Source organism: Marinobacterium sp. xm-a-127 (genome assembly GCF_013283425.1).
GTDB lineage: Bacteria > Pseudomonadota > Gammaproteobacteria > Pseudomonadales > Balneatricaceae > Marinobacterium_E.
The window spans coordinates 430,809-450,318 of the sequence record NZ_WBYH01000001.1; the positions used below are offsets into that span (position 1 = coordinate 430,809).

Below are 19,510 nucleotides of genomic sequence, written 5' to 3' on the forward strand. Positions count from 1 at the left end.
CATGTCTGCATCACGTCAACGGTTAACAGAAAAGGGTCGTTGGGTCGTCAAAATCGGCAGTGCGCTGCTGACGGATGATGGTAAAGGTCTAGATCAGCAAGCGATTGTTGGCTGGGTTGAGCAGATCGCTAAACTGGTGCAGCAGGGTGTTGAGGTGGTTCTTGTCTCTTCAGGTGCTGTAGCCGAGGGGATGAATCGTTTAGGCTGGTCAGAACGCCCAAGCGAGATGTATAAGCTGCAAGCCGCCGCCGCTGTCGGTCAGATGGGTTTGGTTCAAGCGTATGAATCTATTTTTCAGCAACACAACCTTCATACCGCGCAGGTTCTTCTGACGCATGATGACCTCTCTAACCGTAAGCGTTATCTAAACGCACGTTCAACGTTGCGCTCTCTAATCGATCTGGGCGTCGTAGCCATCGTTAATGAGAATGACACGGTTGTGACCAGTGAGATTCAGTTTGGTGATAACGATACGCTCGGTGCGTTGGTGGCTAATGCCATTGAAGCCGATGCGCTGATTCTGCTGACGGATCAGAAAGGTCTGTTCACCGCAGATCCTCGCTCTAACCCTAATGCTGAATTAATCGCCGAAGGTCGAGCTGAAGATGATCACTTCCTTCAGATTGCAGGCGGAGGCGGTAAGTTGGGTCGCGGTGGTATGGCAACTAAAGTACGTGCCGCTCGACTTGCGGCTCGTTCAGGTGCTGTAACGGTTATTGCTAGCGGTCGTGAAGAGAGTGCGTTGTTAAGAATCTTCTCGGGTGAAGAGATTGGTACGTTGTTAGTACCTGATCACGGTCGCCAAGCTGCGCGTAAACACTGGATCGCAGGGCATCTTCAGGCGCGTGGTCGTCTAGTCTTGGATGCTGGCGCGGTGAAAGCGCTTAAAACGGGTGGCAAATCACTGCTGCCTGCGGGTGTTGTCAAAGTAGAGGGTGATTTCTCACGGGGTGAGATGGTCGAGCTGGTCGATACTGACGGTGAGGTTATCGCACGCGGCTTGGTTAACTACGCCTTCGATGAGGCGGACCGTATCAAAGGTCACGCCAGCCAAGAGATCGAATCCCTTATCGGTCACATCACTGATCCAGAGCTAGTCCATCGCGATAATATGGCGTTGGCCTAAATCGTTGGAGCGGTCTTGAAAAGGCCGCGATTGGTATTTATTAGAGTTTATCTAAGAGCACCAGTGACTGGCTTCAGCCTGTCATCTGCTTTATCGGTGTTTTCCAGATTGGCAGTAAGGTCTACCAGCGGATGACAGGCTAAAGCCAGTCACCGGTATGGACTCTGTCAGCATCTTCCAGATTGCAGGCAACAAAAAACCCGCTAATTAGCGGGTTTTTGGAAAAGCTTTTAAGCAGTCGCTTATGCAGCCATCGCTTTGATGCGTGCGTTTAGGCGGCTCTTAGTGCGTGCAACAGCGCTCTTCTTGAAGATTCCTTTGTTTACTGAGCTATCTAGGATAGGCTGAGCAACTTTGAATGCTTCGTTAGCAGCAGCTTGGTCACCACCAGCAACTTCTTTTAGTACTTTCTTGATGTAAGTACGTACCATGGAGCGCAGGCTAGCGTTATGTTGACGACGCTTTTCCGCCTGGCGAGCACGTTTACGAGATCCTGCGGAATTTGCCACAGCTGAGCTCCTTAAATTTGAGTTAAACAAACGAGACAAGTGTCTCTCAAAATTGGATGCGAAATTATTCCGATATCGTTGCCGTCTGTCAAGCATTAAACACAGAAGAAATGCACTTTTAGTTGACCTTCTTCTTAGGTAGGCGATAATCGACGGATTAATTCGGCACTTTGAGGTTAAAAGTTGAGTCAAAAAGCGACATCTGGCGGCGGTCTGCTGCGCTCAAGTGCTGTAGTTGGCATCATGACCATGATCTCGCGAGTGCTGGGATTAATTCGTGATGTGGTGGTCGCGGGTTACTTTGGCGCCAGCGGTGCATCCGACGCTTTTTTTGTCGCATTCAAAATCCCCAACTTTTTACGACGTCTTTTTGCTGAAGGGGCTTTTGCTCAGGCTTTCGTGCCGGTGCTCTCTGAGTATCGATCGCAACGTGATTTAAAAGCGGTTCAATTTCTCGTCAATCGTACCGCCGGCAGCTTGGGTTCGGTGTTGTTGCTGGTCACGCTGGTGGGCAGTCTGGGTTCGCCACTATTGGCGATGCTGTTTGCGCCTGGGTTTTATATGTCAGGCTCCGAGAGCTTTGGTCTTGCGGCTGACATGCTGCGCATTACCTTTCCCTATCTGATGCTGATATCCCTAACCGCATTTTGTGGTGCCATTCTGAACTCCTATGAGCGATTTGCGGTGCCTGCCTTCACCCCGGTATTGCTGAATCTCTGTCTGATCGGTTCAGCGGTCTACTTAAGCCCCCTGTTTGATCCGCCCATTATGGCGCTGGCTTGGGGTGTGTTGATGGCCGGTACCGTCCAACTGCTGTTCCAGTTGCCGTTTTTAGCGCGCCTGCGTCTATTGCCCGTGCCGCAAGCCGGTTGGAAGGATGAAGGGGTGCGGCGCATCCTGAAACTGATGCTGCCGGCTCTATTTGGTGTATCGGTTGCACAGATTAACCTGCTATTGGATACCGTGCTTGCCTCGTTCTTGCAGACGGGCAGTGTCTCTTGGCTCTACTACTCAGATCGTCTGGCAGAGCTGCCCTTGGGGGTATTTGGTATCGCGATTGCGACGGTGATTCTGCCAAGCCTTTCTCGTAAACACGCTGAAAAGTCAGGGGAAGAGTTCGCCAAAATGTTGGATTGGGCAGTGCGAATGGTGCTATTGATCGGCATTCCTTCGGCTGTGGCGCTGATTCTGTTGGCGGAGCCTCTGCTAACGACGCTGTTCCACTATGGTGAGATGACCGATCGCGATGTCAGCATGGCGGCTATGAGTCTTCGTGCTTATGGCTTAGGTTTGCTCGCATTTATGCTCATCAAGGTGCTGGCGCCGGGCTACTTCTCTCGCCAAGATACCAAAACCCCCGTCAAAATCGCTGTTAAAGCGATGGTGGCGAATATGGTATTTAACCTGATTCTTATCTTCCCTCTGGCGCATGCGGGTCTTGCGCTAGCAACCGCGCTGTCCGCCTTTATGAATGCGGGTTGGCTTTTGCATGGCTTAATTAAACAGGGTGTCTTCAAGTGGCAAACTGGCTGGTTAAGGTGGTCTATGCAGTTGTTATTTGCCAACGCATTGATGGCGGTGGTTATTCTGCTGTTCGCACCAGTTGCTTCCGACTGGTTATCGGCCGGTTTGTGGCAGAGAGTCGAGTGGATGTTCCTGCTCGTGGCCGGCGCAGTTCTGGTTTACTGTGCCTCTTTGATCCTTTCCGGTGTGCGAATTCGTCATTTGCGTGGCTAAAGTCATAAACATAGTGTTTTAGGTCTTAATTAGAGGGGCCTGCATGCGCTATAATCGCGCGTTTATTATTTGTCTGATGCTTGGGTGAAACTGATAACGCAATGGAACTGATTCGAGGGCTTCACAATTTACGCGATCATCATCGCGGCTGCGTTGCGACGATCGGTAACTTTGACGGCGTTCACTTAGGCCATCAGATGATACTGTCAGGTGTGCGAGAAAAAGCGCAACAACTGGGGTTGCCCTCTGTTGTGATTGTGTTTGAACCGCAACCACGTGAGTTTTTTTCGCCAGAGTCTGCGCCACCTCGTCTAACGCGTTTCGGCGAGAAGCTTCGCCTGTTAGAAGCTGAAGGGGTTGATCGCGTGCTTTGTCTTAGCTTCAACGAGCGTTTACGTTCACTGTCAGCTGAGGCGTTTATTGATGAGCTGCTGCTGAAGGGCTTGGATGTAAAGCATTTTGTGGTGGGTGACGATTTTCGTTTTGGTTGTGATCGCCGTGGCGATTACGCACTGCTTAAGGCTGCAGGTGAATCACACGGTTTTACCGTCGCTGACACACCGACACTGATTTTAGAGGATGAGCGCGTCAGCAGTTCACGCGTTCGTGAAACGCTTGCCGCTAACAACTTATCCTTGGCTGCTCGATTGTTAGGGCGTCGCTATCGTGTCACCGGCCGTGTGCAACATGGGCAAAAAGTGGGTCGTGAGCTCGGCTTTCCGACAGCCAATGTACGCATGCACAAGTATGCCTGCCCTATGCGGGGTGTCTACACGGTAAGGGCGCACTTGGCGGGTAAGGCCTACAACGCGATTTGCAATGTTGGCAGTCGGCCGACACTTAATGGTGTTCGTCCTGTATTGGAAGTGCACCTGCTAGATTTTACGGGGCAGCTCTATGGTGAGCTGCTCAGTGTTGAATTTTTACATCCAATGCGTGCGGAGCAACGCTTTGATGGATTGGATGCTTTGCGAGAACAGATCGCAAAAGATATCGCTGCAGCGCGCGCTTGGTTCGCTGCCGCAAATACCTAAACTGGGACTGGATTGATGACCGATTACAAACCGACTCTAAACCTGCCGGAAACTGCGTTCCCAATGCGCGGTAACCTGCCATCTGCTGAACCTAAGCGTCTTGCTAAATGGAAAGAGATGGATCTTTACGCACGAATTCGTGAAGTGAGCGCAGGTCGACCAAAATTTATTCTGCACGATGGCCCTCCTTACGCTAACGGCAGCATTCACATTGGTCACGCGGTGAATAAGATCATCAAAGATATGATCATCAAATCCAAAACCCTAAGTGGTTTTGACTCGCCTTACACGCCGGGTTGGGACTGTCACGGTCTACCAATCGAGCACAAGGTTGAGACACTGATCGGTAAAGCGGGCGAGAAAGTTTCTTACGCGGATTTCCGTGCTAAATGTCGCTCCTATGCGACTGAGCAGATCGCCGGTCAGAAAGAGGACTTTATTCGTCTAGGTATTCAGGGTGATTGGGATGACCCTTACCTAACGATGAACTTCAAAACCGAAGCGAATACCGTTCGTGCACTGGGCAAAATTGCAGAACGAGGCCACCTAGTGAAAGGTTACAAACCGGTCTACTGGAGTGTTGTCGGTAAATCAGCTTTGGCTGAGACTGAGGTTGAGTACCAAGACAAAACATCTACTGCGATTGATGTGCGTTTCACCTTTGTTGATCAAGCCAAAGTGAATGCACTGTTCGGTACTGACAAACAGAACGTCTCGCTCGTCATCTGGACAACCACACCTTGGACAATTCCTGCTAACCAAGCGGTATCGGTTAACGGTGAGTTGGAGTATGCCCTGGTTGAAGTGCACCTTGAGAGCGGTGTCGATTACCAGGTTCTAGCCGAGTCGATGGTTGAGTCGATCATGGAGCGCTGGGGCGTAGATAAGTTTGAAGTATTAGGCCGTGTAAACGGTGCGGCGCTGGAGCTGCTTCAACTTGAACACCCTGTGTTTGATCGTGAGGTGCCTGTGATTTTGGGTGATCACGTCACTACCGATGCAGGTACCGGTGCGGTTCACACGGCGCCTGATCACGGTATGGACGACTTCGTTGTCGGTAACCGCTACAACCTTAAAACCCTAAACCTTGTTCAAGCGGATGGTGTCTACACTGACGCGGCAGGTGAGTTTGCTGGCATCCATGTCTACAAAGCGGATGCACCGGTGACGGAAGCGCTAGAGCGTGAAGGTAAGTTGGTGCACCTAAAACGTTTCCAACACAGCTACCCACACTGCTGGCGCACCAAAACACCACTGATCTACCGTGCAACGCCACAGTGGTTCATCTCTATGGAGAAAGAGAACCTGAAAGCGGACGCAATGAATGCGATCAAGGGCGTACAGTGGTTCCCAGATTGGGGTCAGACACGTATCGAAGCGATGGTTGGTCAGAGCCCAGATTGGTGTGTATCACGTCAACGTACTTGGGGTACGCCGATTACGCTATTCACTCACAAGCAGACAGGTGAACTTCACCCACGCACGACTGAGTTGATCGAGCAGGTTGCGCAGCGTATCGAAGAGACCGGTATCGACGCATGGTTTGATCTAGATCCAGCAGAGCTGTTGGGTGAAGAAGCAGCGGATTACGATAAAGTGACCGATACCATGGACGTTTGGTTCGATTCGGGTGTCACGCACCACTCAGTTTTACGTACCAAAGAGAGCCTGACCTTCCCGGCGGATATGTACCTAGAAGGGTCGGATCAGCACCGTGGTTGGTTCCAGTCGTCACTGAAAACATCGATTGCGATTAACGGTTGTGCACCGTACAAGCAGGTTCTGACTCACGGCTTCACTGTCGATGAGAAAGGCTACAAGATGTCTAAGTCACTGGGTAACGTCATTGCACCGCAGCAGGTGAATGACAAGCTGGGTGCGGATATTCTGCGTCTATGGGTGGCCTCAACAGACTACTCTGGCGACATGGCCGTATCGGATCAGATTCTTCAGCGTACTGCGGACAGCTACCGTCGTATCCGTAACACATCGCGCTTCCTACTGGCGAACCTCAACGGCTTTGACCCAGAAGCGCACAGCGTAAAACCAGAAGAGATGCTGGCGCTGGATCGTTGGGCAGTCGATTCGGCTTACCGTCTGCAGCGGCGTGTGATCGATGCCTACAACAGTTACCGCTTCTTGGATGTATACCAACAAGTTCACAACTTCTGTGCACAAGAGCTGGGTGGCTTCTACCTAGACATCATTAAAGATCGCCAGTACACCACTAAGCCTGACAGCTTGGCGCGTCGTTCTTGTCAGACAGCTCTGTACCACATTGCACAGGCACTGGTTCGCTGGATTGCACCGATCCTTAGCTTTACCGCGGATGAGATCATCGAAGTGCTACCAGGTGACAACCCTGAAAGTGCCATGCTAACGACTTGGTATGAAGGTCTGTTTGAAATGACGGCAGACGATGCCTTTGGTCGTGAGTACTGGGAGCGTGTGCTTCAGGTTAAACAGGCGGTGAACAAGTGTCTGGAAGAGGCGCGTAACGAGAAGCTCGTTAAAGCCTCTCTTGCCGCTGAAGTAACACTCTATGCCGATGAGCAGATCACAGCCGATTTGAATCGCCTAGGTGATGAACTTCGCTTCGTATTGATCACATCGACTGCCAGCATTGAGCCGCTAGTGAATGGCGGAGACGCTCGTGAAACTGCCGTTGAAGGTCTTAAAGTCGCAGTTAAAGCATCGGAAGAGGCGAAGTGTGCTCGTTGTTGGCACCACCGTGAAGATGTCGGTCAAAACGCCGATCACCCAGAGCTGTGTACACGTTGTGTCGATAACGTAGAGGGCGAAGGTGAGCAGCGTCACTACGCGTAACCCTTCAGCACTGCAGTGGCTATGGCTCAGTCTAGCCATTGTAGTGCTTGATCTTGGTAGTAAGTCGTTGGCATCCAGTATGCTGAGCTACAACCTGCCGATCGCTATTCTTCCCATCTTCGATCTGAGGCTGCTGCACAATACTGGCGCAGCCTTTAGCTTTTTAGCCAGTGAAGCGGGGTGGCAGCGTTGGCTGTTTGTGGCCATTGCGGTTGTCGTAAGTGGGTTGATCGTTCATTGGCTGCGTCAAACTGAGCCACAGCAAAAGATTCAAGCCTTTGGTTATGCCTCTATTTTAGGCGGTGCTCTGGGCAATCTTTTTGACCGTATTGTTCACGGTTATGTAGTGGATTTTTTGTCCTTTCACTACGCAGGTTGGTATTTCCCAGCCTTTAATATCGCCGATGTGGGTATCACCCTCGGCGCCATCGCATTGATTGTTGATGCACTATTTTTATCAAAAGACCGGAGCTAATAGATGAGCGAACTTACCATTGAACAGGGCCGTAAAGTGACCATGCACTTCGCGATCAAACTCACCGATGGACAGATCGTGGACTCGAACTTCGAAGTTGCTCCTGTCGAATTCGAAGTGGGCGATGGTAATATCCCCGAAGGCTTTGAAGCCGCTTTGTCTGGGCTAAAAGTGGGCGATCATCTCGATCTAACCATCGATCCAGAGCGCGGCTTTGGTCAGCACAATCCAAGCAACATCCAAACCATGAAACGCTCAGACTTCAAAGATATGGAGCTAGAGCCAGGCTTGGTCATCTCATTCCAAGAGCCCGGTGGTGAACTACCCGGTGTCATCGTTGAGTTCGATGACGAGCGCGTGGAAGTTGATTTCAATCACCCTCTTGCAGGAAAAACGATTCTTTTCGAAGTTCAGGTTCTGAATATTCAGTAACTAGTTTTGCCAGCACATATCCTGTGTTGACGGATGTGTATTGTTTTCGTCAAAGTATAGTTCTAAGCAATCTGAGTCATCTTCTTGTGATGTTCCTGCTTTAACTGCTGCACTGACAATATACCCTGATCCAGAAGGGTAAGTTGTATAAGTGTAGTAGGTATCCGACGTAACTACATCTAGGCTTTCGTCTGCCAACGAGGCTAACGTTCCATAAGAGGTGTTGTACCCTCTATAGCGTTCCTGGCTTAGTTGTATCTCTAGCATATTTGCTTGAGCATCGGCCCTTCTAGCGTCTAGAACGTAATCTAAATAGGCAGGGTAAGCGATTGAAGCTAAAACCCCGATTATCGCAACCGCAATCATGAGCTCAATCAAAGTAAAGCCGCAATTTTCTTTTTTCATATCGAAACATCTGACGAATAGGTAAATTTGAACTATCTTTACATTAGCAGACATTTGAAATCTTGGTTAGATAACGGCTTTGAAAAACTCACATCAACGCGGTTTTACGCTTATTGAATTAATTGTCACAGTAGTTGTGTTGGCGATCTTCGCTTCTATTGCTGTGCCTAGCTACTCTGAGTGGATCGAACGGGAGCGTCTTTCTAGGGCAGTGTCTGATATGAATAATCTGATTCAATTTGCTCGCACAGAAACTTTGAAAACCGATACGAATATGTACGTCGTCTATACAGTAGGTGATGGTTGGTGCTCAGCGGTGCAAACCAGCTCTGCTGCACTCAATTGCGCATCGACTATTACTGACAGGCATGTCACTTACACAAACTATTCAAATATTGAGATGGTGAGTCCGGCAGCTAGTAGTTATTTCTACTTCGATAAAGTTCGTGGCGTGCCAGTTGGTAGCAGTGATTTTACCTTTGAAAATAGCCTATCGGATGAATGTTCGTTGAGTGTTTCGATGTTAGGAATGGTGACTATCGATGGTTGCTAGATCAGTGTCTAAACACGCCCAGAGAGGTTTAACCTTAATCGAGCTGATGATCGGTATGGTCATTGGTTTGATCGTTTCAGGTATTGCCCTGAATTTATATCTGTCCACGCTCAAAATTTCGACTCAAACTGCTAATACAGTTCGTTTGAATCAAGAGATGCGTTTGATCATGGATATGATGGTTAGTGATATCCGGCGCGCTGGGTATGGTAAGGTGTCTGAAGGAGTTTCTGTTGCATACTCTTCTATAGTGTCAGGTGGTGTACCAGTTTCAATATTCGATGGCGAGAGCTGTTTAGTGGTTGCATACAATGCTGATGCAGATTCTGATGTCGAGCTATTTGCATACAAAACTGCCTCAAATGCAGTGCAATTATCTGAGCTTTCTGCTGCGTCAACATCGACAGCTTCAATTGATTGTTCGAATTTTAGTGATTGGAAGAATCTCTCTTCAACGGATATATCAGCATTTTCAGCTCTTTCCTTTACATCAAATGCGGCAAGTTCTGGCTGGGCATCTACACTACCTAAAGTCATCACCGTAACTATGTCAGCGAGTAGTGCGCAAGATTCCAAAATTTTTAGACAGTTAATAGAAACAGTTAGAGTTCGGAATGAATATTAAGCGAAGACTCTATTCATCTAAATATCACCAGCAAGGTGCAGCCACGCTGCTTGTTACTGTGGTTATGCTTGTGTTGCTAACAATCGGCGCTTTGACCATTTCGAACCTCACAACGACCGAGTTGAAAGTTTCCTCAAATCTAAATCGAGCAAAAGAAGCATTTTATGCAGCTCAGGCTGGATTAGATGAAGCATCTCTTCATCACCTTAGTGACGCATCTGCATCTATTACAAACCAATCTGGTGTAGTTTCGTCGGGCTCATACTCTTACGATTTAAATAGCTCGGGAGTAATCACTTCAAGAGGTTACTCTGAGGATGGTCTAGGGCAGGCTACACTTCACCAGACAGTATCACTAAGCGAAACAATGGATTATGGAACAACGGTTCCTGTTCTTTCAGTCGGGGATGTTCCAACAGGCGGTAGTTTTACGATTGTCGCAAACCCCAACGGTGGTGGTGATGGAGTGCCTGTTTCTGCCTGGTCATCAACAGCAGGTGCAAGCGGTATTGCGTCCTGGCAATCATGCGAATACGACGAATACATTTCGGGGTTGTGTAATGATCAGCCCGATGGACGCTTGCTCTGTGAAGCGGATGAATCTTCATGTGCGGATTTTGTGACAGGTGATTGTCCTGCTGATCCATTTGAAACAGTTTTTGGTGAAGAAGTAGGCAGCTGCTCAGGTGGCGATTGGAATTATGACTATCCTGAAGCTATCGCAAAATATCGAGACGCTTACTCCGGTTTGATTACTTGTAATGATTTAAGCGATTCTACAAAGCTAGCTTCAGCACTTGAAACAGCTAAAGCAACAGGGCCTAGGGGGTTACCTGCTTTATGGCTAGAGGAAGACTGTAACGTGCCCGAAATAGGTTCTGTTGATGAGCCGATAATTCTTGTTGTAGAGGGGGATGTGACGCTCAACGGTAACATTGAGTTCGGAGGTATTCTTTTCGGGTTTACGGACATTTATCAAGATGATTTTGATAAGGACACATCTCCAAGGAATGATATCAATGTTGGCGGCGGGGCTGTAATTAACGGGGGGTTGGCCACAAATGGTAACCTTATCAAGGTTACCGGCTCAGCAACTATTGCCTACGCCCCTGAAATACTCACCTCTCTTACAACAACCGCTTTAGAGTCCAAAGGGCTGGTAAAACAAGTCGGCACATGGAGGGACTTTGAATGATTTCCAAGAGTCGGGGTTTTACTCTTATTGAGGTTTTGATCGCACTAGTGGTGATCGGTGTCGGTCTTGTTGGCGTTGTTCAGTTTCAAGGGAAAGTTCTTAAGTCTGCAACTGATTCAGAACTAAGGTCAATTGCATATTCTATTGCTGAATCTGAATTAGAACGAGTTCGGAGTTTCTCTTCTAAGGATGCTTTTTTCAATATTGCAGATGGTACTGCTTCAGCTTCACTTGAGATCGGTAACGATTTACAAACATTTGATTACTCCATTTATGTAAACGCTTTTAATGGCTCCAATTCCGTAGCAGATAACTCGTTAGAGGCTGATAAAAAAGTTGTTAGTGTCAGTGTTGTTTTGCCTTACGGTGGCAATGTGAACCTTTCCACTGTTATTGCATTGATAGATCCAGGTGAGTCCGGCTTAAATGATAACGATGATGGTCTGAATGGCACTCAGGCTGATATTCAGCATAATCCTGGGCAGGCCCCAGATGTGATTGCAATTGATCTAGGTAACAACTTAGTTAAAGAAACCAGTAAGCCATTGCCAGAAATTTCACAGAAAGGGACTAGTACTGAAGTTCAGTTTGAGAGTATAACTTATGATCCCAGCAACAATACGGAGATCAAAGAAGATTTTGTTACTATTAACTGTTCTTGTACCTTAGGAGGTATTGGTTCTGGCTTGAAAGCAGCCCAGACTTACTTGGATCCAGATACAAACTCCCTCAAGGTCAGTTATTCAAATGAGTTTGTTTCCAAAGCCACAGGTTCAGTTGTAGGGTCCGATCAGTCTTATTTGTGTGACAGATGTTGTCGAGATCATCACGATGAAGCCAGTGCTGAACCGAAGTATCGTTGGTATTGGCCTAGTTCTGCATTCAGTGGCATAGACGGTGATCATGACCATTTTCCAAGAGGTAGCGCTATTTCGGCTGATGTTGGAGATGATTATTTAGAAAACTGCCGCTTCAAGCGAGTCGATGGTGTGTATCGCTTGATGCAGGATTGGCGAATGATAGATCTAACCGTTATGCCGTCATCCTACTTGTCGACATCTTCTGGTTTGGAAAGTTATACAACTTACGTGGCAAGCGTAGCTGAGGCTGCAGTTAACTTCGCTTATACACACAGTGAAGATTTGAAAGTTCCTTCGAGTGCAGTCACTAGTATCACTAAACCTACTGGGCGTGATCTTACTTCTGCCGCATTAGGATCTATAACCGTCGGTCAAAAGGTTCAGGTACTATCTCGAGCACTCATGCTTGATCCATTAAGCTCTTCAGCTGTTCAAACAATTTGGAATCTTAAAGAAGTCCCAACGGATACAGTTACTTGGATGGGGTTGTTGCCCCTATATGAAGTTAATACTACGCTATTGTCTGAATGGACAGAGGATTCATCTGAAAGCGTGATCTCTGTCTATAACCAGCCCGTTGTAACCATCGTTGATCCTGATGCTGACTATTACGGGACTTATCGTCGAGGTCTTGTCGATGCAGTTGCTCCGGGTACTGCATTGCTGTCCGCTTCTTCAGCTATAAGTAATACAGGTCTTGTTGGGCACCGCGTGACAAGTGATGATCTGTCTGCTTGGACTGATCAGAACTTTGATGGCTCATCGGATAATCAAGTCTGGGACTCAATAAACGTAGAAGTTGTATCTTCGGATGACTCTATTGTGATTTCAGGTCTAGTTGATTGCGTATATATCTATTATCAAAATGCGAATGCTGATCCGGAGCTGGCAGCATGTAAAAATACAAATACCATAGAAACTTCTGGCGATATAAATGTTGTTGCAGGTGCGTATACTTGTTCAATAGCCTCTGAAAGTGGGCATGCTAATTTCAACTATACTTGTACGGTACCTAATTCATCATCAGCTTCAATTTCTAGCATTGATGTTTCTGATTTAAGTGGAGGCAGAGAATTTGGTTTCTTCACTGGTGATGGGTCGGTATCAGTAGCATCTAATGCTGCCTCGTCAATTTCTATACCTTATCCTGCAGTAGGTGGGGCAACTCTAAACTTTAAAGTTGTAGCACCAGAATAATTTTCTCAAGGAGGAGAAAATGCAACAGAAGATAAACCCAAGGATGGGTGGCTACACCCTCATCGAACTGATGATCGCGGTCGTGATCATCGCTATTCTCTCTTCCATTGCGCTGCCTGCGTACACTCAATTCACGGTGCGTGCCAAGTTGATGGATGCTTTGGCAGCGACTGAACCCATTAAGCTGGCGCTGGTTGATTATGCGATTGCGAATGGCGGTACTTCAGGGCTTTCTAAATTACATTGGACCAAAGCTCTAAGTGAGTTAGGTATCAGTAATGAATACTTTGGCGATAACTCTGCTTATGTGAAAAATGCCTGGTGGAGTCATTCTGCCGGTGAGATTCGGGTATCGATTGCCAATATTGATCAGCTGGAAGGGCGGCGGTTTGTGCTGCGGGCAGAGAATCCTGATTTTCCGACGACTTGGCGCTGTATCAGTGATGATTCGGATGATTCGGATGAGTCGTTGATTCCTAGTGAGTATTTGCCAAGTTTCTGCCAAACATCTGCGGATGATTAAAAGCGGTCGGCGTCCCTTTGGGTGGCCTCCTACAGGGTGTGTTTTTCCATGGTGCGGATGACAGGTTAAAACCAGTCACCTGATCGCTTCCTCTTTGAGAAAGCTCCAACAGGGTGCTTTTTATTGGGGTGGTGATAGGCTGAAGCCAGTCGTCATGAATGAATTTTCGGGCTTTTTCGCTTTGCTCAAATTCCCTCCTACGGGGGATGTGCGTATACTTTGGCAATCTATTTAATTTGAAGATTTCAGATCGCTTTATGTCTCAACAACTTGTCGTCGCGCTCGCTCAAATCAATTTCCTTGTCGGTGATATTCCGGGTAATACACAAAAGATGATCGATGCTGCTATGGATGCAGCGTCTCAAGGTGATACGGATATTATCGTCTTTTCTGAGTTGTCGATTACCGGTTATCCGCCCGAAGATCTGCTGCTGCGTCCAAGTCTTAAACGTCGGGTTGATGAAGCTCTTAATCGCTTGAAAACTGAGGTCCGTGGCATCGCTCTTTTGGTGGGCTATCCAGCTGAAAAAGAGGGCGAGTTACGCAACATGGCGGCCATCATTGAGGATGGTGAGGTGTTGATCGAGTATGCCAAACAGCATCTGCCAAACTACCGTGTATTTGATGAAGATCGCTACTTTGAACCGCACACTAATGACGGTGTGTTTGAGTACAAGGGTCACACTTTAGGGTTGCAAATCTGTGCCGATATTTGGGAGAAAGAGCCGACTCAACGTCAGGCCGAGGCTGGTGTTAAAGCGATTCTTGTACCAAATGCATCGCCCTATCACATGGGTAAAACCAATGAGCGTACTGAGGTATTACAAGACCGTGCAACTACTTCCAATGCACCGATTGTCTATGTAAACCAAGTGGGTGCGCAGGATGAGTTGGTCTTTGATGGTGGTTCGCAGGTCGTTGATTCCAAAGGTCAGCTAGCCTACATGGCGCCTCATCATGAAGAGGGTGTCTATAAGGTCTCTATCGATCTTGAGTCGGGTGCTGTTGAGCCGCTACAGCCTTCAACGCCCGAAGCTGATCGATACAGCATGGTCTACCAAACGTTGGTAATGGGTGTACGCGATTACGTTAACAAGAACGGCTTTAAGGGCGTGGTGTTTGGCCTCTCTGGCGGTATCGATTCGGCGTTAACGGCTGCAGTTGCTGTGGATGCTTTAGGTCCAGATCGCGTTGAGTGTGTCATGATGCCGTTTAAGTATACCTCTTCAATTAGTGTCGAGGATGCGGCACTGGAAGCAGAGGCTTTAGGCATTCGCCACTCAGTGATCTCGATTGAGCCGATGTATGAAGCGTTCATGCAGGAGTTGGCGGGCGAATTTGCTGGTACAGAGGTCGATGCAACGGAAGAGAACCTGCAAGCACGCTGTCGGGGTGTCTTGTTAATGGCGATCTCTAATAAGAAAGGCTACCTCGTTCTTACGACCAGCAATAAATCGGAAACGGCCGTCGGTTATTCAACCTTGTACGGTGACATGGCGGGTGGTTTCTGTGTTCTTAAAGATATTCCGAAAACTCTGGTCTATGAGCTATCGCGTTACCGCAATACGATCAGCCCGGTCATCCCAGAGCGTGTCATCACTCGTCCACCCTCGGCTGAACTTCGTCCAGATCAGACAGACCAAGACAGCTTGCCTGACTACGATCAGTTGGATGCGATCATCGAGATGTACGTTGAGCATGATTACAGCGCTGAGATGATCATTGCCGAAGGCTACAACGAAGCCGATGTACTGCGCGTGATTCGTCTGATCGATATAAACGAGTATAAACGTCGCCAAGCGCCGATCGGAACGCGTATTACCAATCGTGGCTTTGGCCGTGATCGACGTTATCCGATAACGTCTGGGTGGAAGGCTGGGGTTTAAAAGAAAGTGGTGTCAGGCTGAAGGCCAGACACAGCCGTCAAAAAATCGCGGCCTTTTTAAGACCGCTCCAACAACAAGTTTAAGACCGCTCCAACAGCTACTTCGAGACGTTTTTGCTGATCAGCTGGCGAAGGGCGGCTGGTTTGACCGGTTTGTTCAGCAGTATCGCGCCGTGTTCTGTTATCTCTGCTTTAACCTCGTCGGTACGGTCGGCGGTGATGATGATCGCTGGCACGTCGCCGAGTCCCAATACAGCTAACTCATTCAGTGCCATGATGCCGGTATCGGTCTCGCCAAGGTGGTAATCGACCAGCATGATGTCCGGTTTGAATGAGCCCTCACTGCAGGTTTCAACAGCCGCTTGAATGGAGAGGGCGGTTCGTACTTCACAGCTCCAGCCGGTCAGTAGTGCGGTCATCCCCTCTAGGATCTTCGGTTCGTTATCGATCACCAATACGTTGACGCCGTTTAGGCCTTTCGAGCGGATCCAGCCACGCTGTTGTGGTTTCTGCTTCACAGCAAGTGCAGGGTCGCCCAACGGAACATCAACACTGAAGACCGTGCCTTTGGTCGGCCAGGATCGAACATTCAGCTTATGCTTCAGCATCTTGGCGATACGTTCTGTAATCGCCAAGCCTAATCCGAGACCCTGTACCTCTGAGTGGCGTGGGTTGTCGATGCGACGAAACTCTTCAAAGACTTCAGAGATCTTATCTTCAGCAATGCCGACACCGGTATCCCATACTTCAATGCGGATAAACTTGCTGTGGTGGCGAACACCCAGCAGTACTCGGCCCGAGTTGGTGTAGCGGATCGCATTTGAGATGAAGTTCTGCAGAATACGACGAAGTAGCGTTTGGTCTGAATGCACCACCGCTTTGCAGTCGATACTCTTGAATTTCAGTCCCTTCTTCTCCGCCATCGCGGTGAATTCAGTATCCAGATTCGAGAAGACGTTTTGGACAGAGAAGTGAGTCATGTTGGGCTCTAGCGCACCGGCATCCAGCTTGGAGATATCCAGAATGGCGGTAATGAGCTCTTCCGCTGATCGCAGAGCACCATCCAAGTTATCAACCAACTGTGCGGTCTCGTTCTGGTGACTCTGTTGAGCCAGCGCCGATGTGAAGAGGCGCGCCGCATTCAGTGGTTGCAGCAGGTCGTGGCTGGCCGCAGCCAAGAATCGTGTTTTACCTAAGTTGGCCGCTTCAGCATCCGATTTGGCCTGGCGTAGCTCATCTTCCATTAGCGCACGGACGGTGTTCTCTTTACGCAGCTCTTTGTTAATTAGGGATACGGCTTGAGTACGCTCTTCGACACGTTTCTCAAGGTTTTCATTGGTCTCTTGCAGAGCGATCTCGGCATTACGGCGCTCTGTGATATCTTGGTAAAGTGTGAAGTAACCCAAGATGTCCCCGTACTCACCAATGTGCGGAATCATCGTTAACTCAGCAAAGCGCAGTGAATCGTCTTGGGTCGGTAAGCGAGCTTCAAATTTGACACGTTCACCCTGCAATACACGTCTCACGAAGGGCTGGCGCAACTCATACTGATCTTTAGGCATGATGGTATGACTAGGTGTGCCGGCAATGGTATGTCGGTTAATGCCAACGCCATCAGCAAACGCTTTGTTGACGAATAGGTAGTTCTGTTCCGGATCAAGATAGCTGATCATGACCGGCACGTTGTCGGTATAGACACGGATGTTCTGCTCACTCTCACGCAGTGCATCTTCGACACGCTTGTGCTCGGTAATATTCATGTAGGTGTTGACGTAACCGCCATCGGGCATCGGGTTACCGCGTACCTCTAACACTTGGCCGTTCGGGCGATAACGTTCAAACCCGTGCGGTTTGCCAGAACGCAGCAGCTGCATGCGCTGTTCAACCTGTTCATCGATGGAGTTTCCAGAGAATCCATACTCACCATGAACCGCGTTGAAACGGATAATCTCCTCGATGGGGCGGCCGACGCTAATTAGCTCTTCTGGGTAGTCGAACATGTCGATGAACTTTTGGTTCCATGCAACCAGACGATACTTCTGATCGACTACGCTGATGCCCAAAGAGACGTTCTCAATGGTCGACTGTAGCAGCGATTTGTTGAAACGCAGTGCCTGTGATGCCTCATCAACAATCGCAACGACATCGCCAATCTGCATATCTTTACCGCGCAGTGTCGAGTCCATGACGATGCGGGCTGATGACGCACCGATAACACCAGCCAGTAGGCGTTCTATATATTGGATCAGTTCGTTATCCGCTTTGACACCCGCTGGCAATGGCTCTTCATCGCGACTGCTCCAATACTCGTTCATCGCCTCTTGTGTGCGGCGAATGCCCAAGAAACGCTCAGCAAGCATCTGCAGGTCGCTGATGGTGACGGGTGTCGTCTGACGGCCTGGCTCTGTTGTTTCATCGCGTCGGCTATCGACATATGCACTGGCCTGAATACGATCCACCAAGCGGGCGCGCGTTAGGTTGGATACTAGGTAGTAGGCCAGAATGTTAATGCCCAGAGACCAGATGACACCATGAGTCAGTGGGTTAATTCCTTGAATTCCAAATAGGGAGGTTGGTTGTAACCAAGTTGGAATGACACCGTCACGTATCAGTGTATCAGGAACTAAATTGGCGACTTCGAATACAGGGTAGACTAGCGTATAGCACCAGAGTGCAAAGCCGCTTACTAAGCCAGCAATGGCACCGCTTCGGTTGCCCTCTTTCCAGTACAACGCACCGATGATACTGGGTAAGAATTGAATCGCTGCGACAAAGGCGAGTAGACCAAAGGAGGCGAGGGAACCCTGGTCCCCCAAAATTCGGTAGTAGAAGTAGCCCATCAACAGAAGCATGAAGATGGTGATACGGCGCACACTTAACAGTAGTCGGCCAAGATCTTTGCTCTCTGCAATGCGAAGACTCGGAATGCGCAGCAGAATAGGAATGACTATGTCGTTACAGACCATGGTAGCCAGAGTAATAGAGGCCACGATAACCATACTGGTCGCCGCTGATAGGCCACCGATAAAGGCAAAGGTTGCCAGTCCAGGATAGCCCTGGCTTAACGGTAAGGTCAGTACCCAAGAGTCCGGGTTAAGCGCGAAGGTTGGCAGTGAGATAGCACCGGCCGACGCGATGGGCAGAACAAATAGCGCTAGCAGGAATAGGTAAGTGGGGAAGAGCCAGCGGGCGATTCTAAGGTTGTTGTGTTTGATGTTCTCGACAATGGTCACGTGGAACTGGCGTGGTAGACAGATGATCGCCCCACAGGCCAACAGAATTTCAGTTAAGAAACTCCCCGCAAACAGTGAACCTGAAAAGTTTATCGAGTGCAGTTGCGATTGAACGCTGGCAACGGTCTGCTCTACACCACCATAGAATTCAAAGGTGACAAAGAAACCGACCGCAAGGAAGGCGGTCAATTTGATGACCGACTCAAACGCAACGGCTAATACCAAACCCTGATGGTGCTCAGTGGCATCGATATGGCGAGTACCAAACAGAATCGCGAATAGGGCCATTGTTAGTGCTACTACAAGGGCGGTATCACTACCTTTGCTCAGTGCCTCGGTCGCAGCAGGCGCAATCGCGTTGTAACTCACTGCAACCGCTTTTAGCTGAAGTGCGATGTAGGGAATGGTTCCCAACACCGCTATGACTGTAACCAGAACGGCGATGGTTTGACTTTTGCCGTAACGTGACGAGATAAAGTCGGAGATAGTAGTAATGTTCTGCTGTTTACTGACACGACTGATCTTTTCGATGACCTGCCAGCCCAAAATGAAGACAATGACCGGCCCTATATAGGTCGCCAAAAACTCCCAACCAGTGGTATGAGCTCGTCCGACGGCACCATAGAAGGTCCAAGATGAACAGTAAACCGCTAAGGAGAGAGAATAGATGATCGGGTTGCCCGCCCAGCTCTTCCCGGCACGACTTCGATCGCCCAAGTAAGCGATCGCAAAGAGTAGGCCAAGGTAGCCTAAAGCGATGAGGGTGACGGATAGACCTGATAGCATGGTGTGATTCCTAACAACAGTTGCCTGCATTCTAACGATTTGTGCCGTTTCGACCAAAAGTTTCAGTTTAATGCTTAAAAACAGTGTTTTTGATGTAATTTTGGTTATA

The 19,510-nt window shown here is 48.8% G+C and carries 15 protein-coding genes; 12 read left to right on the plus strand and 3 right to left on the minus strand.

The window, feature by feature from the left end:
- Position 1: 1 nt before the first annotated feature.
- Positions 2-1,126 (plus strand): glutamate 5-kinase, encoded by a 1,125-nt coding sequence (proB, locus tag XMA127_RS02095; RefSeq protein ID WP_173483848.1) that lies wholly within the window; start codon positions 2-4, stop codon positions 1,124-1,126.
- Between the two features lie 242 nt (positions 1,127-1,368).
- Here proB and rpsT read toward each other — a convergent pair whose 3' ends face one another.
- A complete protein-coding gene (gene rpsT, locus XMA127_RS02100; protein WP_173480367.1) occupies positions 1,369-1,635 on the minus strand; it encodes a 30S ribosomal protein S20 in 267 nt (88 codons plus the stop codon).
- Positions 1,636-1,878: 243 nt separating this feature from the next.
- Between rpsT and murJ the strand changes: the two genes are divergently transcribed.
- The 5 genes from murJ to XMA127_RS02125 all read left to right on the plus strand — a co-directional run bounded on the left by murJ (position 1,879) and on the right by XMA127_RS02125 (position 8,139).
- Entirely contained in the window at positions 1,879-3,372 is a 1,494-nt protein-coding gene (gene murJ / locus XMA127_RS02105) for a murein biosynthesis integral membrane protein MurJ (RefSeq protein ID WP_217362004.1), read from the plus strand.
- A gap of 101 nt (positions 3,373-3,473) precedes the next feature.
- Entirely contained in the window at positions 3,474-4,406 is a 933-nt protein-coding gene (gene ribF, locus XMA127_RS02110) for a bifunctional riboflavin kinase/FAD synthetase (protein WP_173483849.1), read from the plus strand.
- A 15-nt stretch (positions 4,407-4,421) separates the two neighbouring features.
- Positions 4,422-7,232: an isoleucine--tRNA ligase gene (ileS, locus tag XMA127_RS02115; RefSeq protein ID WP_173498872.1), complete on the plus strand. Its 2,811-nt coding sequence runs from the start codon at positions 4,422-4,424 to the stop codon at positions 7,230-7,232.
- Complete coding sequence (lspA, locus tag XMA127_RS02120) at positions 7,210-7,707, plus strand: signal peptidase II (protein WP_173498873.1); 498 nt, start codon at positions 7,210-7,212, stop codon at positions 7,705-7,707. The genes ileS and lspA overlap by 23 nt, the downstream gene beginning before the upstream one ends.
- A gap of 3 nt (positions 7,708-7,710) precedes the next feature.
- Entirely contained in the window at positions 7,711-8,139 is a 429-nt protein-coding gene (locus tag XMA127_RS02125; RefSeq protein WP_173483851.1) for a peptidylprolyl isomerase, read from the plus strand.
- Here the strand turns inward: XMA127_RS02125 and XMA127_RS02130 are convergent, their stop codons facing one another.
- Complete coding sequence (locus XMA127_RS02130; protein WP_173498874.1) at positions 8,140-8,598, minus strand: type IV pilin protein; 459 nt, start codon at positions 8,596-8,598, stop codon at positions 8,140-8,142.
- Positions 8,599-8,623: 25 nt separating this feature from the next.
- On the opposite strand from XMA127_RS02130, the gene XMA127_RS02135 reads away from it, so the two are divergent.
- The 6 genes from XMA127_RS02135 to XMA127_RS02160 all read left to right on the plus strand — a co-directional run bounded on the left by XMA127_RS02135 (position 8,624) and on the right by XMA127_RS02160 (position 15,383).
- Complete coding sequence (locus XMA127_RS02135) at positions 8,624-9,097, plus strand: GspH/FimT family pseudopilin (RefSeq protein WP_173483853.1); 474 nt, start codon at positions 8,624-8,626, stop codon at positions 9,095-9,097.
- A gap of 4 nt (positions 9,098-9,101) precedes the next feature.
- Positions 9,102-9,722, plus strand: coding sequence for a prepilin-type N-terminal cleavage/methylation domain-containing protein (locus tag XMA127_RS02140; RefSeq protein WP_173483854.1), 621 nt, complete (start codon positions 9,102-9,104; stop codon positions 9,720-9,722).
- Complete coding sequence (locus XMA127_RS02145) at positions 9,712-10,917, plus strand: PilX N-terminal domain-containing pilus assembly protein (RefSeq protein WP_173483855.1); 1,206 nt, start codon at positions 9,712-9,714, stop codon at positions 10,915-10,917. The genes XMA127_RS02140 and XMA127_RS02145 overlap by 11 nt, the downstream gene beginning before the upstream one ends.
- The gene (locus tag XMA127_RS02150; protein WP_173483856.1) at positions 10,914-12,974 is read left to right on the plus strand and encodes a prepilin-type N-terminal cleavage/methylation domain-containing protein; all 2,061 of its coding nucleotides are present in this window, start codon (positions 10,914-10,916) and stop codon (positions 12,972-12,974) included. Before XMA127_RS02145 ends, XMA127_RS02150 begins: the two co-directional genes overlap by 4 nt.
- Before the next feature lie 19 nt (positions 12,975-12,993).
- A complete protein-coding gene (locus XMA127_RS02155) occupies positions 12,994-13,497 on the plus strand; it encodes a prepilin-type N-terminal cleavage/methylation domain-containing protein (protein WP_217361978.1) in 504 nt (167 codons plus the stop codon).
- A 257-nt stretch (positions 13,498-13,754) separates the two neighbouring features.
- Complete coding sequence (locus XMA127_RS02160; RefSeq protein ID WP_173483857.1) at positions 13,755-15,383, plus strand: NAD+ synthase; 1,629 nt, start codon at positions 13,755-13,757, stop codon at positions 15,381-15,383.
- Between the two features lie 97 nt (positions 15,384-15,480).
- Here the strand turns inward: XMA127_RS02160 and XMA127_RS02165 are convergent, their stop codons facing one another.
- On the minus strand, positions 15,481-19,401 hold the full coding sequence (locus tag XMA127_RS02165; protein WP_173483858.1) for a NahK/ErcS family hybrid sensor histidine kinase/response regulator: 3,921 nt from the start codon (positions 19,399-19,401) through the stop codon (positions 15,481-15,483).
- Positions 19,402-19,510 lie beyond the last annotated feature (109 nt).